The sequence below is a fragment of the Variovorax sp. MSC1_012 genome (genome assembly GCF_023667525.1).
GTDB classification, from domain to species: domain Bacteria; phylum Pseudomonadota; class Gammaproteobacteria; order Burkholderiales; family Burkholderiaceae_C; genus Variovorax; species Variovorax beijingensis_B.
In genome coordinates, this window is record NZ_CM174443.1 from 448,884 (window position 1) to 463,387 (window position 14,504).

The following is a 14,504-nucleotide window of genomic DNA, read 5'->3' on the forward strand; positions in this document are numbered from 1 at the left end:
CGCCTGCGGCGGATCGAGACGCCACCCCCGGGCTGGGCATGCTGACCTACGGGCCCAGATATCAGCCGAAGAAGCCGCCAGTGCGCCGCGCGCAGGGGCCGCGTGTTGGCCGGAATGGAGGTGCACCGTGAGCGCTGTTATGAACGTGACCAATGTCACTGCGGATTCTGAAGCGTTCATGCTGGCCGACTTGATGCGCTCAGGGCTGGTGCCCACGGATTTTCCAATTCCTCCAAAGCCTTTGGTGCCCACCGATGAGGGCCATGCCAGATACCGTCTTTGGTACGACAGCGACTACTACAAGGACCGCATCGACCGATCCGAAAACAAGTACCTGGCCCCCAAGGGCAGGCCTGCAGCGCATGTTTGCGTCGGCTCCGTTGTCGAGTTCAACACCGGGCACATGAACGCGTCAGTGGAGGGCTTCAAGAAGTCAGTTCTGTTTCACCTGACCACGGGCATTCCGACGATGGTGATGGATAGCTGCAACGACTTCGCCGAGAACGGTAGCGATGGCGAAGACGGCGCCCAGAGCAGAACCGTGAGGCTCGATATTCTGGATGGCCTGCGACCTGGAAAAGTGCACCTCGCCATGTTCGACGGCGACTGGGCGAGCAACCCTGACGTCGCCCGTGCACTGGCGACGTTCGCCCTCGAACTCGACAGCTTCGGGGTGCAGGCCCGATTTCCGGACTTCGGCACCGATGAGCACGGCAACAAGCAAGGGTATGACGATTGGTTCGTTGCCAAGTACGGCACGGATCGCGAGTACTGGCCTTTGCCTGAAGACGTCATCAAGGCGATCTTCGCGCTGCCGCAGGTGCCGGTTACGGAGCTTGAAGAAGCGAAGAAATGGGCGCTCGCCACCCTCGACCGTTTCAACCAGAGCTATACCGACCTCAGCGACCGCGGCAACGCCTCTTTGCTTCTGCGCTTGCTGGGCAAAAACAACGTGCGATACCTGAAGGACGTTGATGAATGGGTTCATTGGAACGGTTCGCGGTGGGTGAACGTCGGCTCGACACCCTATGAGATGACGAACGTCGTCAGCCGTTACTACTTCCTGCGGGCCCAGCGATTGCAACTCATGGCGGCGGCTATGTCTGCTGACGATGAGCACAAAACGCGGCGGCAAGCACTGAAAGACGAGGCAGCGGCCAAGCACAAGTGGGCCGAAAGCAAGTGCTCGTCCGTGCCCGGGCGTCAGGCCATGCTGAAGGACGCTGCCGAACGCAAACAGATCCAGGGGCGGCTATCGGACTTTGATACAGACGGCGACTTGCTGGCCGTGCCGAACGGCGTTGTCGACCTGCGCACCGGCGAGGTTCGTCCAGAGCGGCAAGAAGATTTGATCCTGAAGCGCTGCGCAGTTGCCTATGACGGCGTTGAGCCGACCGGCGAGGGCGCTTACCGCGCGAGGCATTTTGTCGAAGGCATCACCGGCCTACAGCACGGGATGGCCGACCCGGAGCGGGAGCGCTGGCTCCAGATGCGGATTGGCGCTGCGCTGCGCGGTCGAAATGCGCTTCAGCAGATGGAGATCTGGCACGGCAAGGGCGCAAACGGCAAGAGCGTGCTGGCGAAGACGCTGACGGCCGCACTCGGTGACTATGCCGCGACCGTGCCTGCTGGCGCTCTGCTGACGAACGCGCGGGGCCGCGACCCCGAGGGTGCATCGCCGTTTCTCGTGCGCGCCATCGGCACCCGCATGGTGTTCGCCAGCGAAACCAGCGACACGGCATATCTGGATGAGCCGCGTGTGAAGATGTTGACGGGCGGCGACAAGATCAACGTCCGGGGCAACTACCAAGACGGCGGCGAGTACGCCGTGACGTTCACCCTCATTCTGCTGACGAACCCACTGCCGAACGTGGCGGAGGGCGATGCGGCTTTATGGGACCGCCTTGCGCCGTTTCCCTTCCTCGTGCGATGGCGGCGTGCCGGGGTGCTGTCTGCGACGGATGGCGATGACCTGTCGATGCCTGAGGCCGACCAGTGGCTGCAGAACGTGATGGCCGAGGGCCGCGACCTCGATGCCCTGCGCTGGCTTCTTTGGTGGGCGATCCGAGGCGGGGTTGAGTGGGAACGGGAGGGGTTGCCGAAACCGCCTGCCGATCTGGTGCGTAACGCTGAGGCGTACCGGGGGGCACAAGACAAGCTGGGCCGATGGCTGGATGACATGGGCTACGAAATTGTCGGTCCATCGAAGGGGAGCACCCCAAGCACCGAGGTTTTCGGCTCCTACCAGCATTGGTGCGACGGCGAGGGCGTGAAAGCCGGATCGGCTCCGACCTTTAGCAAGCGTCTCATCGAGTATGCCAAAGGCCAAATCGAATCCGGCAAGAGCAACGGGGTTCGCGTCCTAAAAGGAATTGTTAAGCGAGGGAAATACTGAAAACCGCGCTTAGAACTAATTTGACAGGGTCGGGAGGGTCGGGAAGGGACGCGTTTCCGGGAAGTTTTTAAAAACCGAGGGACCCCCTCTTATTTCGATAGAAACAATAGGTATTACCCGACCCTACCCGACCCTCCCGACCCTGCAGTGGTGTCCCCCCTGAATCGGAGCGAAAAGTGAAATACTGGAAAATCGAAGACGTAAATAGTGGGCTCTGCACGGTTGCAGAGGTTGGTACGCCGCGTCCAGAGCCGGAGCCTGTCCCTGCCGCACCCATCGACGCTGATGCGCCTCCGCTCGCGCTGCGCGACCTGCTGCGCCACGACGCACGGCAGGCGTATATCGAGTTGGGCGGCGCGGCCTATCTCAAGCGCAATCCCGAGTTGCTCGACAAGATTCTGGCCAAGGCCGTGGTGCCTGAGACAGCGTCACCAACGGTCAATATCCGACTCGATGAAATGCCGTGGCTCAGTGCGCAGCGTCACGCGTACCGGCTCGGCGCGGATGCCGTGAAGCTTATTGAATCCGGGTTGGCCGTTACCGACGCGACCCCGAAAACCGCCCCGAGCGTCGAAACCGCTGATGACGATCCCGCCTTGCCAGAGGCTGGCAGAAGCGGCTTTCCCGGCGAATAGGTACTCGGATATCGATTCGGGCGATAGCGCGTCTACGGGCCGGATTTCGCGCCGAGCGGCCCGGGTCTAGCCCACCGCCTAGCCACGCAAAGCTAAGTCATTGCGGTGCAATGATGACGGCGTTCCGAAGGGGAAGAGCGTGTGCGCCGGGGCCTTCTGCGACAGGGCGGCTAGCTGGGCTCGGAGGCTGAGTTCTGCTGCCTCTGATCCATGACCCAGCACGACCATGCGCGACACGCGGCAGGCTAGACATGGGGGTGGGCTGGCCAAGTTTCACATGGATACCCATGAAGCGGCGGGGCCGGGTGGGTGGCTGTACTGTGTTGAGCCCCCTTCGCAACCTGGCAGTGTTCGGTGCGCACATCAACGTGAGGCATCCGCAAGCTGCCATTGGAAGTGCATGCAGCTATCTACGTTGCATCACCGCATCTTGACGCGATTGATTGGGGTCGGTTGGACGTGACTCCCAGCGCTGTCCTCCCACATCAATTCGCAGGTATGACCATCCCAGTTTTCTGGTTCGTTCAGGTCTACAAAGACCCGCCCTCCAGGTAGTAGTCGCGCGAGAGGAAAAACGTCACCTAGAGACGACTTAGGAACAAGACCTTGTTCAAGAATAAGTTGAACATTACGTGCGACGCTCTGTCCCGAGTTAATAACCTCCAACCTAAAAGAAAGTATTTGATTTCCGTGAAGCAGGGCGGTGAGCTTTGCCTTCTTTGCGTCCTCAATCAGAGCCTGCTTTTCGAGCAGCTGCATTTTGTTGAGCTGGTGCTGTGCGCGCGCATAGAAGGCGGTGAACCCTGCACTAGCCAGGGAAACTGCGAGCGCGCCTAAAGAAATCCAATCGCTGGCTTGCATCTTATCCTAACGCAGCATCTGCTTCTGCGAGGAATTTTAAATTCGCCGCCGTCATATGCATGATGTAGCTCACGATATGCGGTGGCACGCTTACCGGCTCCGCTCCTTGCCCGTGGCCCGCCAGCTTATTCCTGCCCGTGGGAACCCCTCCTTCCAGCAGTGCTCGCAACCCAGTCATCTCAGATTCCCAGAAACTGGGTATCAGATGGTTGGTAAAGCAGATTCCGATCAGCGTCTTGGCGTTGTCCTTAGGTCCATAAGCCCACCCACGCTTCTTGCATATGCTCATCATCGCGCTTTCGAAGGCTTTGAGGCATTCGTTAAGCGCCTCCTTTGCATTGCCATGGCGGTAATGCTCATGTGCCTTTAAATACTCTTCTTGGGCGCCTTTGAAATGAGGTTGGCTCAGTAATTTTAAAGTCGGCTTAACAACTTCGGCGTGGATCAGTTCTGAGTCTATTCGGATGATCTCATCATTCGTGAATTGGTAGCCAATGTTATGTTCACGAAATCGGATATTCAGGTCGCCAATGGCTTTGTCAACATAATTACTTGCATCCGCTCGATGGGCAAAATATTTCCTGCGCGCAACATGATTCATTACCTTGAATGACAGTTCAATGACGTCCAGAATTTGATCGGAATCGAGGTTGCTGAGTAAATATCCTTGAAGCTCTTCGGCTGAAGTTTTGCCGTGATAGCCGAGGTCGATCAATGCGAATTTTCCAGCTTCCTCGCGCAGTATTTTAACGATCGTAGCGTAGGCGTCGTAAATATCTGGGGAGACGCTCTCTCCAAATCCAAAATTCCAGAGATAAATGACCTGCACCCGAAACGCATGGGGAAAGACGTCGTAGACGAATATATCTGGCGCATCTTTGTTGAGTTGCCGTTTTCTTTTGGAGTACAAATCAAAAACCATTTTATCAATTAGGGGTAAAACCTAATTCCCTCAATTAATGATTTTAATTTACCGAATTCCGTAATTCGGCGAGAATTAACTATTCTCAGGCAATTGCAAAATGAATCGGAATTCTTTGTCAGCCGTTGATTCTGAAAGTAACGGGACATGCCCCGATAGTGGCAGGGAGCCGCTTGTTAGGGAAGATCGTTTGCGCGAATCTCTACGGATTTATGAGCGCCACGCCGTTGAAGCCGAGCGCGCGTTGCTGGAAGCGTTCAGGGTCGATCCCGCCGCCATGGATCGGCTCTACCCCCATCTGCGCAAGGCCCACCTTCCACGGCCGAAGCCCGGCGCGTATCTGAACGCCGCGTTCACCACGGTTGAAGCCGGTCTCGCGCAGGCGGCAGCGCCAAAGAGTCCCCAGCGCACGCCGACGCCGATGCCGGTGTTCTCGCCGTACCACCCAGAGCACGTGCCTCTCACCCCCGACGAGGAATTGCGCCCGTACCTGAAGGACAGCCCCGAGTCCGGCCTGATCGGGTTGCCCCCGCTGCTGGCCGAATATTTCGGAGTCGCTGAGGCCGCGCGTGCCGCTGAGTCGCGGCTCCGCAAGCAAGAGCAACGCACCCCGATGTATTCGCCCGGTGCATCCATTTCCCACACGGGTCCGCGGCCGTGGAAACCCGCAACCCACAGGAGTTGAAATGCCTCCAAACATCCACCCGAACTACCTGGCCGACGATGAGATGGCGGTGCTATCGCGGCCCGGCATCCTCACGCATATGCGATTGCTGCGTGAATCGAATCCCGAGGCCTACAAGCACTTCGTTCGGGACATCGAGCAGTTCCGACGCGCCGAGAGCGGGGCTCGTGCCAGGCCCGACGCGATCAACAACTCGTCGGTGACAGATGAAGACCGCAAGGCGAACCCGGCGTGGGCCGCTGGCCTCGCGATGCCGTTCGCTCCCCGGGATACGCACCGCCCCGACCGCGCCGCGAATCCCGAGGTGATGGCTTATCTCCGTGAGGCCAACCAGCGGCTGGAGGACGAGCAATTGACCGATGCGCTCCAGCAACAAATGGGTACGGACGCGGATCGCCCGCTGCCCCCGGAGACGTTGCGCGATCACATCGAGGCGGCGGTGAATGTCGTGGGTACGCAGGGCAACGAGTAACAGGAGCACACCATGTCTTCAATGGACTACTACGGCGACGTTGACCAGCTGCCCGCCAGCTTTGGCAATGCCTCTCTCATCCTGCAGCAGCATCGCCTGCGCGACCGCGAAGCCGACCTCAAGGAGCGGATCAAGGCCGCCCGGGAGAAAGCAGCACCGCAGGGGCAAATGGTCTCGGGCTACTACGTGCCCCCGTCCAAAGCGCAGATGCTGACCCCGTTGGTCGAGCAACTCACGCAAGCGCTGGAGAAGAAGGGCTTGGACGCCGACCAGACCGGGTATGACAAATATGAGATGCAGGCCGTCGCTCGGCACCTGGCGATGAAGCCGCCGGACGATGCCCCGCAACCGACCAAGCTCGCATGGGCCCAGCAGGGCGCTCAAATTCCCGCGCTCCGATCCCTCATGATGGACTATCAAAAAGACCAGCTTGTTAATGAGCCGGAGCGGGTGGCGGTTCGCACCGACAAGAAAGAGGCTCAAGCGGCAGCGCTCGCCGCCAAGAAGGAGGCGCTGCAAGCCACCCTCGAAGATCGCCAGCAGGCGCGTGAGGACCAAGCCGCTCGCCAGCGTGAGCACGACGAAACTTTGCGCGCGATGAAGAGTATGGGCGGCGGTGGAGGCGGTGACAGGGCCAGCAACTACCAGATCGTTCAGGACGCCCAAGGCAATGCGTATCGAGTCAACAAGCTCACGGGGGAAGTGAGTCCCCTTGGCGCAATCGGCCGGGAGACGGCATCACTCACCGCGGACCGCACGAAGCAGGGAGAAAACAAGAGCAATGCTGCCAAGGCGCTCGAAGACCTGAACGAGGCCGAAACGTTGCTGAAGACGGCCACGGGTTCCAAGGGCGGAGCGCTTCGTGACGCCATCGCCGGTGCTGCGGGCATCTCAACGGACGGGGCGAAGGCCGCCGCCGCTCTGGAAACCGTGGCGAACGGAATCGTGGCGAACATTCCCCGCATGGCGGGTCAGGTGTCGGATGCGGACTTGGCGTTTCTCAAGAAGCAGGGTGGCGACCTCGCGAACAAGGAGTTGCCAACCGAGACGCGCCTTGCTGCGCTCAAGCAGGTGCGTCGGATCATGAGTCGCGCCGCGAACGGCTCGGCACCCGCCCAAACGCCTGCCGGCCTATCGATCCGTGATGCAGTCGAGGCCGCTATCGATCGGCAGTCCGCGCCCGCTCCGAAGATGCGGGTCTACAACCCCGCCACTGGGCGACTGGAGTAAGTCATGGCGAAGCTGATCGCGCTCCCGGACGGGTCCACCGGCTCGTTCCCGGATGACATGGATGACGACGCGATCACCGCGGTGCTTCGCAAGCAGTTCCCGCCCAAGGAGCCGACCAAATACGAGGCCATGGGCACAGCGGAGCGGGTGCTTGAAGGAGCGAAGGGTGCGTTGCGCCGTGTCGTTCGCCCCATGGTGCCGACCGTGGACGGGGGCCGTCTGGGTGGCATAGACCCCTCGCAGATGGATGCGGAGGCCGCTTACTACAAGCAGCACAAAGGCGAATTGGGGACGGCAGGAGCGGTCGGGGAGGTCGGCGCGGATGTTGCGGCGTCTCTTGCGCCGGTTGGCGCGGCCAATCGGGCCGTGAACGTGCTTACCAAGACGATGAATGGCCTCGCCGGCAAGTCGTTGCGCGTTGCCGGCGATATCGGTGCCAATGCTGGCTATGCCGCCGCTACTGCCGATCCTGACGAGCGCGGCGCTGCGGCTCTCGCGGGCGGAGCCGGGGCCGCTGGTGGCAGAGTGCTGACGCGCACGCTCGGGGGCTTGGCTCGGCCATTCGTTTCCAAAGAGGCTCAAGCGCTGATCGACGCTGGCGTGCGGCCGACGCCGGGCCAATTGTTCGGGGACGGCCCTATCGGCAGCGCCGTTCGCGGCCTAGAGGACAGCGCCACGTCGATCCCACTCGTGGGCAGCGTCATCAAGTACGCCCGGGGCCGCTCCATCAGCGAATACGGCAACGCAGAAATCAATGCCGCGCTCAAGCCGCTCGGCGTCACCGTCAAGGGTTCCGGCGCGGAGGCGGTCGAGCAAGCGAGCAGGGTCGTTTCGGATGCATATGACCGCGTGCTCCCGCAGACCTTCATTCAGCCGAATAAGGTGAAAACGGCGCTTTCGAGTGCCCTCGTCTCCATCGACAAAATCCCGCTCATTACGGACGAGCAGAAGGGCGCGATCATGAAATACGCCGCTCAGAAGATCATGCCTGCGATCAGCGAAGCGGCGCAGCGCGGCGGCCCGATCAGCGGCGACGTGGCGAAGGGCATCGATTCCGAGATTGGGTTTCTCGCAAGGAAGAACAGCGCCTCGATGAACCCCGCCGACCATTCGCTGGGCGAGGCTCTGTACCAGCTTCAAGCGTCGTTGCGGGACACTGTCGAGGGCGTGACGCCGGAGGCGATCAAGGTGCTTGGCGCGGCCCGCAGTGCTTATCGCAACCTGCTGCCTGTCGTCAGCGCGGCTGACAAGAGCGTCACCGGCCAGTTCACGCCCCGTCAACTCAACCGGGCGAGCGGCCAATACAACCAGACGCCCGGCGCTCTCAATCGCGCCGGTCAAAGTGTGCTGCCGAACACCGTGCCCGACAGCGGCACGGCAGGTCGAGCCTTGCTTGGCGCGGCTGCGGCGGGAGGGGTATCTCTGGGTGGGCCTGCGGCCGGGGCAACGCTCGCTGCGGCGCTCTATTCCGGCCCCGGCATGTCGTTCTTGGTGAATGGGCTCCGGGGTGTCGTGCCGGACAAAGTCATCAGCCATATTGCCTCGCTGCCGCCAGCCGACCAACGGACGGCGCTCGAACATCTTGCGGCTCAAATTCCCGCCGTGGGCGACCGGTTGAGGGAACTGGTGCCCCAGGTGGCCCGAGCCATGGCGACCCAGAACCCCTCGACTCAGGAGGCGCAATGAGCTTCGTGAACCCAAGCGCGATACCGTTCTCAGGACAACCGCACTATAAGTTGACCCCCGAGCAGTTGCGGCAACGCGAACGATGGATGGCCGACGAAGCCAGCCGCCTCATAGAGGCACGGCGTTCGACAGTTCGTCCCAACCCTCCGGTCACCATCATGGGGCAAACCGGCACCCCCTCCGCCACGCTCGCTTCGGCGGACAAATCGGACACCTCCGTTATCGCCGCAGAACTGGTGGCGCGCCTCGCTCAACGAGACAAGGAACCCCGTGGCTTCTAATCCTTCCCGGCACGTCGCGTATCTCGGCACCCTCGCCATCGAGGACCACGTCTACATCGGCCATCTGTTCGATCATCCGGAGGTCGGCCCCGACGCGTACTCGATGAGTGTGCGGTCCGTGGACGCGCAAGGCAATCAAATGGTCGCCAGCATGCGAGGGCGGTTCGGGCGGTTCGACACAGCCGTCACGTGGGCGCTGCTTCAGATGCTGGAGTACATGCTCTCGGTCGGCATCGACATCGGCGATCTGGTCACGATCCACCCCGCGTCGGCGGCGGGCATCGACCAGGATCAGGTGTACCTCGCCATCGTTGCGGAGGCGCAGCGGATTCGTGAAGAGAGCGCTGGAGCCACCAAGCACTAAGGGGCGAATGGTGGATTCAACGCCGTTCTGCACAAATGTAGAGGCGCTTTCGGACGGTAGCCCGGGAGTTTCGCCCGTAGCGCCCCCCGATCAATGCCCCGTGCAAGCTGACAGATCGGCGCTGGCAGCGACGGCGGGCGGGGAGGGTACTCGGGTACCGTCCGGCCCGGTCGGCGCGTTTACGGGGCTCGATCTACCGAAGGCGACCTTACACAAGGGGCCGGTCGGTCCAGACCTCCCGCCGCTGCGCCCCGGCCTGCCGTACACGCCCATCGAGGCATGCCAGGAACTGATGCTCGCCATCGTGGCGCAAGGGCTCGCCGACGACGACCTGGCCTATGTCGTGAGCCCCACATTCATCCACCATCTTTTGTACGTGGGGCTTGACCCGGACGTGGCACTTCAGGTCAAGGTCAAGTACCTGCGGGGGGAGATCAGACCTGCGCGTATTAAGGCGGATTTGCTGGCGGCGGAGCGGCGTCTGTGTCTTGATTAAGCGTGCTTGTTCCAGTTATCGACGATCCATTGGTGCACGTTCCTGTGGCTGCGTACAACGCCCGGCAGATTGTTCTTGATCATGCGCTCTCCCTTCAGCGCGCTCTCTTTTGTCTTCGAGATGCGATTGAGGAAGGCGAGCACTTCATAGCCCTCTCCCCGATTGAGCAAAGTCGAATCGGGTTTGCCTGTAACCCGAGCGTCATCAGGCGGGATTGCTTTCCAAGAATAGTCCTTGAACTGAAGGTCATTTTTGCTGATCAAGTCGGCCACTGTCGCTCCTCGTAGTTGGTAACGATTTATGACATGACCCAAGCGCCGCCGCAACTGGGATGAATCCTTGCTTGGGCTAGCGGTATCCATTGCCTTCAACTTACGATCCGCGACTAACAAAAGGAGAAGGCGATGAAGAAGTTGGTACTGACAGTCTTTGCCTCGCTTGCCAGCGCTGGAGTGGCGGCCCAGACGGCAGATGGCGCGAAATACATGCGGTTCTCAATGGGTGCGGACCCGATAGTTCAGGTGGGTTTTGCTACGCCCGAGCTATGTCGAGCCTACGACGAGGCATCTAAGAAGCAGGTGGCAGAAGGCATGTCGATGAACGGGATCGTGTTCAGTTGCTCGTCAACAAGCGTAGCTTCCCTGCTTCCGTATGAGGCGGTACTACGCGATGAGCTTTTCGGACCGTCGCTTGTCGTCTCGTCCATAACCGAGTTGAGGTGCCTTAACTCGGCCGCCGAGCTTCTCAAGATGAAAGAACCGAACTCAGGTCGGCCGCTTTTTACCTCGGTGGCTGCCTGCAGGCTGAAAAGATAGCTATCACACGGCGAGCGATCATAGCGTCACGCGGTCGATGTGCGAGTCGATGGCTCTTTTGTTCAAGAACGCGTAATGCTTCTCTGTGACGGCGATGGACTTGTGCCCGAGCGCATCCCGCACTACAGCCATCGGCACGTCCGCCTGTAGCAGCGTGGAGCCGAACGTGCGCCGAAGGTCATGCAGGGTGGCGTGCTTCTTCAGTCCGGCAAGTTCCTGCACGCGGTTCCATGCGAATGAAGGTTCCTCGATATGCCCGCTACTGGAGTTTTTGGGGGAGGGGAAGACCCATTCACCTTCGGTCTCGTCTAGTTCTTGGTAGCTGCGCCACTCTTTGAGTACCTGAACAGCATCGGGCCGCAAACGCACGCGGATTTCTTCCCGGTTTTTGCTCTTCTGCCAGGGAATGAGCCACTCACCTGTGTCGAGGTCCATGTCTTCCCAGCGGGCCGACGCGAGGTTGCCCCAGCGGACGCCTGTCAGCATGAGTAGCCGGATGAATGGCTTCACGTAGGGAAGGAGGGTGGGGTCGTCAAGGGCGGCAATGACGCGGGCGCGTTCGTCGCTGTCCAGTATTCGGGTGCGCTGCGGGGACTCCTGAATCTTGAGGCCTAGGGTAATGTCCCGGCCCTGATAGCCGCGTTTCTTCCTCGCATAGGAAAAAACGGCCTTGAACGCTTTTGCAGCCCTGCTCGCCGCCGCTGGCCCGTTCGCGACCACTGTCCGTGTGTGGCGGTCGTCTAGCATGGCCTGTGTGATGGACGCCAAGGGCTTGTCCAGCCAGTCTTTGTAGAAGCGATTGAAAATCTTTTCGGCCCACCGGGGGTCCCCAGTCGTCGGATCGGCTTTGAGCGCAGTCGTGTACGCCGTCAGGTACTCGCGCAGGATGAGCGGTTTCTCCGAGTCCGGTAAGCCTGCCTTGCGGCATTTGGCCTTCACTTCGTGAGCCCGAAAGGCGTCGAGCGCCCGGTCCCGGACTACTGACGCCTCGTCCCCCATGTACTCGCCCAGCGAAATGCGGACGGGCCGTTGAAGCTCGGGGCTCCATTTGTAAACGCCGAGGGTGCGCTTGCCCTTGTCGGTGACATACAGGCGAAGGTAGGACCGCTCGGAGTCCGTGTGCTCCCCCGCAGTGGCGCTGAGGATTTTTGACTTGGTGAATGCGAATGTGGTCATGGCTAGGAATCCAGCTAGAACCTCGCGGGAACAGCCGGGAATCAGAGAGAAGTCGTTGGGCCTAATTGGAGGCCTGCTTCCCTCGGAAATCGCCACTTCACGGAAACGCGGGAACATGCGGGAACACCGCAGCCACTTTCAGTTCGGGATGCCGTAGAGGGTTGTCATGGACGCCAATGATGCCGATAAAACGTGGGGCGCCGGGCGCTTTGCGGGTCGGCGACAATGCCGGGCTCCATGGAAACCCTTAACGACTGGCTCGCACGCGCCGAGCAACTCCATCCGAAGAACATCGAGCTCGGCCTCGACCGCGCCAAGGAAATGGCCGCCCGGATGGGCCTGCGCTTCGAATGCCCGGTGATCACCGTGGCGGGCACCAATGGCAAGGGCTCGACCTGCGCCATGCTCGAATCGATCCTCACGCACGCCGGCTACCGCACGGCGGTGTTCACGTCGCCGCACCTGGTGCGCTTCGAGGAGCGGCTGCGGCTGGCGGGCGAAGCGGTCGATGCTTCCAAACTGATAGCAAACTTCGAGGCGGTGGAAGTGGCGCGGGGCGACATGCCCCTGACGTACTTCGAGTTCACCACGCTGGGCATCCTGCGCTGCATGATCGAAGAGAAGCCGGACGTGGCCATTCTCGAAGTCGGCCTCGGCGGCCGGCTCGATGCGGTCAACATCATCGACACCGACTGCGCGGTCATCACCAGCATCGACCTCGATCACATGGACTACCTCGGGCCCGACCGCGAAAGCATCGGCTTCGAGAAGGCCGGCATCATGCGCGCGGGCAAGCCTGCCATCGTGAGCGACCCGATGCCGCCGCAAAGCGTGATCGACCATGCGGCAGCCATCGGCGCCGACCTCTGGCGCTTCGGGCACGATTTCAATGTGTCGGGCGACAAGCAGCAGTGGGGCTGGTCGGGCCGCGGCCGGCGCTACAGCGGGCTGGCCTATCCCGCGCTGCGCGGTGCCAACCAGCTGCTCAATGCCGCGGGCGTGCTCGCGGCGCTCGAAGCGCTGCGGCCCCGGTTGCCGATCACCGCGCAGGCGGTGCGCACGGGGCTCGCGATGGTCGAGTTGCCCGGCCGCTTCCAGATCGTGCCGGGCGAGCCCACGCTGGTGCTCGACGTGGCGCACAACGCCCATGCGGTGGCGGCGCTGGCCGAGAACCTCGACGCGATGGGTTTCTACCCCACCACGCACGGCGTTTTCGGCGTCATGGCCGACAAGGACCTGGCCCCGATCCTCGCGCGCATCGGCCCGATGATCGACCGCTGGTACTTCACCGACCTGCCGACCCAGCGCGCCGCCAAGGCCGGCGATCTGCTTGCGAGCTGGCAGGCGCAGAACACGCGCACCGACGTCTCCGGCAGCGTGCACGCGAACCCGATGGAGGCGCTGCGCGCAGCCATCGGGCACGCGGACCCCGCTGATAGAATCGTGGTCTTCGGATCGTTCTTCACCGTGGGTGGCGTGCTGGAGCATGGCACTCCGCGGCTGCAAGCCAAACACCTGCTGCCCGGCGGCTGATCGCCGGCCCGTCCGCACCATCTGGCACACACCTCGCTGCACTCCTTCAGGGATCGAACTTCATGGCGTTTTTCAAGTTCCGCACGCGCGGCCAGCAAGGCAACGAAGGACGCAGCGCACCGGCCGCCGTCCCCGCGGAAAGTGTCGAAACCATGCGTCGCCGTGCGCGCCACCGGCTGGTGGGTGCGGCGGTCCTGGTGCTGCTTGGCGTGATCGGATTTCCGCTGCTGTTCGACACCCAGCCGCGCCCGATCGCGGTCGACATTCCGATCGAGATTCCCGACCGCAACAAGGTCAAGCCATTGCCCGTGCCCGCCACGCCGGCACCCGCCGCACCGACGACCGGCGCGGCCGACCCCGGCGCCCGCGTGGCAGCGGCGCCGTCCACCGGCGGCGGCATGATCACCGAGACCGCCGACGGCACCGAAATCACCGATCCCGGCAAGCCGGCGGCCAGCACGCCCCCGGTCGAGACCCGGCCCGCGGCCGAAGCCAAGCCGGAGCGCAAGCCCGAACCGAAGCCCGAGCCCAAGCCGGAACCCAAACCCGAGCCGAAGCCAAAGCCAGAAGCCAAACCGGAAGCCAAACCGGAAGCCAAACCTGAACCCAAGCCCGCGGCCCCCAAGCCGGCTTCGACCGACGACGGCAACCGCGCGCGCGCCTTGCTCGAAGGCAAGCCGTCCAACACCAGCACCAAGCCCGCCGCTTCCGAAGACGGCGGCCGCTTCGTGGTGCAGGTCGGCGCCTTTGCCGATGCCGACAAGGCCCGCGAAGTACGGCAGAAACTCGAGAAGGCCGGCCTCAAGACCTATGTGCACGTGGCCAAGACGGCCGATGGCGAGCGCACGCGTGTGCGTGTCGGCCCGTTCGGCTCGCGTGCCGAGGCGGACAAGGCCGCCGAGAAGGTCAAGGGCTTGTCTTTGTCGGCTGCCATCCTCACGTTGTAGTAGCCA

Annotated in this window: 16 protein-coding genes; 12 read left to right on the forward strand and 4 right to left on the reverse strand. The window is 61.9% G+C overall.

The window, feature by feature from the left end; all coding sequences use genetic code 11:
- Nucleotides 1-139 precede the first annotated feature (139 nt).
- Both L1081_RS02110 and L1081_RS02115 read left to right on the forward strand, forming a co-directional pair.
- Nucleotides 140-2,395 (forward strand): phage/plasmid primase, P4 family, encoded by a 2,256-nt coding sequence (locus L1081_RS02110; protein WP_489414975.1) that lies wholly within the window; start codon nt 140-142, stop codon nt 2,393-2,395.
- Between the two features lie 176 nt (nt 2,396-2,571).
- On the forward strand, nt 2,572-3,030 hold the full coding sequence (locus L1081_RS02115; RefSeq protein ID WP_489414976.1) for a hypothetical protein: 459 nt from the start codon (nt 2,572-2,574) through the stop codon (nt 3,028-3,030).
- Between the two features lie 420 nt (nt 3,031-3,450).
- Here L1081_RS02115 and L1081_RS02120 read toward each other — a convergent pair whose 3' ends face one another.
- A complete protein-coding gene (locus L1081_RS02120; protein ID WP_489414977.1) occupies nt 3,451-3,891 on the reverse strand; it encodes a hypothetical protein in 441 nt (146 codons plus the stop codon).
- A 1-nt stretch (nt 3,892) separates the two neighbouring features.
- Nucleotides 3,893-4,813, reverse strand: a complete 921-nt coding sequence (locus tag L1081_RS02125) for an abortive infection family protein (RefSeq protein WP_489414978.1) — start codon at nt 4,811-4,813, stop codon at nt 3,893-3,895.
- Between the two features lie 190 nt (nt 4,814-5,003).
- Here L1081_RS02125 and L1081_RS02130 point away from each other — a divergent pair, with 190 nt between their 5' ends.
- The 7 genes from L1081_RS02130 (at nt 5,004) to L1081_RS02160 (ending at nt 10,027) form a co-directional block, all read left to right on the forward strand.
- Entirely contained in the window at nt 5,004-5,498 is a 495-nt protein-coding gene (locus tag L1081_RS02130) for a hypothetical protein (RefSeq protein WP_489414979.1), read from the forward strand.
- Nucleotide 5,499: 1 nt separating this feature from the next.
- A complete protein-coding gene (locus L1081_RS02135) occupies nt 5,500-5,970 on the forward strand; it encodes a hypothetical protein (RefSeq protein WP_489414980.1) in 471 nt (156 codons plus the stop codon).
- A 12-nt stretch (nt 5,971-5,982) separates the two neighbouring features.
- Nucleotides 5,983-7,200 (forward strand): hypothetical protein, encoded by a 1,218-nt coding sequence (locus tag L1081_RS02140; protein WP_489414981.1) that lies wholly within the window; start codon nt 5,983-5,985, stop codon nt 7,198-7,200.
- A gap of 3 nt (nt 7,201-7,203) precedes the next feature.
- A complete protein-coding gene (locus tag L1081_RS02145; protein WP_489414982.1) occupies nt 7,204-8,886 on the forward strand; it encodes a hypothetical protein in 1,683 nt (560 codons plus the stop codon).
- Nucleotides 8,883-9,167, forward strand: coding sequence for a hypothetical protein (locus L1081_RS02150; protein WP_489414983.1), 285 nt, complete (start codon nt 8,883-8,885; stop codon nt 9,165-9,167). Before L1081_RS02145 ends, L1081_RS02150 begins: the two co-directional genes overlap by 4 nt.
- On the forward strand, nt 9,157-9,531 hold the full coding sequence (locus L1081_RS02155) for a hypothetical protein (protein ID WP_489414984.1): 375 nt from the start codon (nt 9,157-9,159) through the stop codon (nt 9,529-9,531). Before L1081_RS02150 ends, L1081_RS02155 begins: the two co-directional genes overlap by 11 nt.
- Before the next feature lie 100 nt (nt 9,532-9,631).
- Complete coding sequence (locus L1081_RS02160; protein ID WP_489414985.1) at nt 9,632-10,027, forward strand: hypothetical protein; 396 nt, start codon at nt 9,632-9,634, stop codon at nt 10,025-10,027.
- On the opposite strand, the gene L1081_RS02165 is transcribed toward L1081_RS02160, so the two are convergent.
- Nucleotides 10,024-10,299, reverse strand: coding sequence for a hypothetical protein (locus tag L1081_RS02165; RefSeq protein ID WP_489414986.1), 276 nt, complete (start codon nt 10,297-10,299; stop codon nt 10,024-10,026). The genes L1081_RS02160 and L1081_RS02165 overlap by 4 nt on opposite strands.
- Before the next feature lie 132 nt (nt 10,300-10,431).
- On the opposite strand from L1081_RS02165, the gene L1081_RS02170 reads away from it, so the two are divergent.
- Nucleotides 10,432-10,842 carry a hypothetical protein gene (locus tag L1081_RS02170; protein WP_489414987.1) on the forward strand — a complete coding sequence of 137 codons (411 nt, stop codon included), beginning with the start codon at nt 10,432-10,434 and terminating at the stop codon, nt 10,840-10,842.
- 18 nt (nt 10,843-10,860) lie between these two features.
- Here the strand turns inward: L1081_RS02170 and L1081_RS02175 are convergent, their stop codons facing one another.
- Nucleotides 10,861-12,018, reverse strand: coding sequence for a tyrosine-type recombinase/integrase (locus L1081_RS02175; RefSeq protein ID WP_489414988.1), 1,158 nt, complete (start codon nt 12,016-12,018; stop codon nt 10,861-10,863).
- Between the two features lie 225 nt (nt 12,019-12,243).
- On the opposite strand from L1081_RS02175, the gene folC reads away from it, so the two are divergent.
- A complete protein-coding gene (gene folC / locus L1081_RS02180) occupies nt 12,244-13,551 on the forward strand; it encodes a bifunctional tetrahydrofolate synthase/dihydrofolate synthase (protein ID WP_489414989.1) in 1,308 nt (435 codons plus the stop codon).
- Nucleotides 13,552-13,613: 62 nt separating this feature from the next.
- Nucleotides 13,614-14,498 carry an SPOR domain-containing protein gene (locus tag L1081_RS02185; protein ID WP_489414990.1) on the forward strand — a complete coding sequence of 295 codons (885 nt, stop codon included), beginning with the start codon at nt 13,614-13,616 and terminating at the stop codon, nt 14,496-14,498.
- Nucleotides 14,499-14,504: the final 6 nt, after the last annotated feature.

Excerpts from the sequence above, each read along its gene's own strand:
- L1081_RS02110 (WP_489414975.1), top strand. The coding sequence starts at position 140 with ATGAACGTGACCAATGTCACTGCGGATTCTGAAGCGTTCATGCTGGCC.
- L1081_RS02120 (WP_489414977.1), bottom strand. The coding sequence starts at position 3,891 with ATGCAAGCCAGCGATTGGATTTCTTTAGGCGCGCTCGCAGTTTCCCTG.
- L1081_RS02125 (WP_489414978.1), bottom strand. The coding sequence starts at position 4,813 with ATGGTTTTTGATTTGTACTCCAAAAGAAAACGGCAACTCAACAAAGAT.
- L1081_RS02135 (WP_489414980.1), top strand. The coding sequence starts at position 5,500 with ATGCCTCCAAACATCCACCCGAACTACCTGGCCGACGATGAGATGGCG.
- L1081_RS02140 (WP_489414981.1), top strand. The coding sequence starts at position 5,983 with ATGTCTTCAATGGACTACTACGGCGACGTTGACCAGCTGCCCGCCAGC.
- L1081_RS02145 (WP_489414982.1), top strand. The coding sequence starts at position 7,204 with ATGGCGAAGCTGATCGCGCTCCCGGACGGGTCCACCGGCTCGTTCCCG.
- L1081_RS02150 (WP_489414983.1), top strand. The coding sequence starts at position 8,883 with ATGAGCTTCGTGAACCCAAGCGCGATACCGTTCTCAGGACAACCGCAC.
- L1081_RS02170 (WP_489414987.1), top strand. The coding sequence starts at position 10,432 with ATGAAGAAGTTGGTACTGACAGTCTTTGCCTCGCTTGCCAGCGCTGGA.
- L1081_RS02175 (WP_489414988.1), bottom strand. The coding sequence starts at position 12,018 with ATGACCACATTCGCATTCACCAAGTCAAAAATCCTCAGCGCCACTGCG.
- folC (WP_489414989.1), top strand. The coding sequence starts at position 12,244 with ATGCCGGGCTCCATGGAAACCCTTAACGACTGGCTCGCACGCGCCGAG.
- L1081_RS02185 (WP_489414990.1), top strand. The coding sequence starts at position 13,614 with ATGGCGTTTTTCAAGTTCCGCACGCGCGGCCAGCAAGGCAACGAAGGA.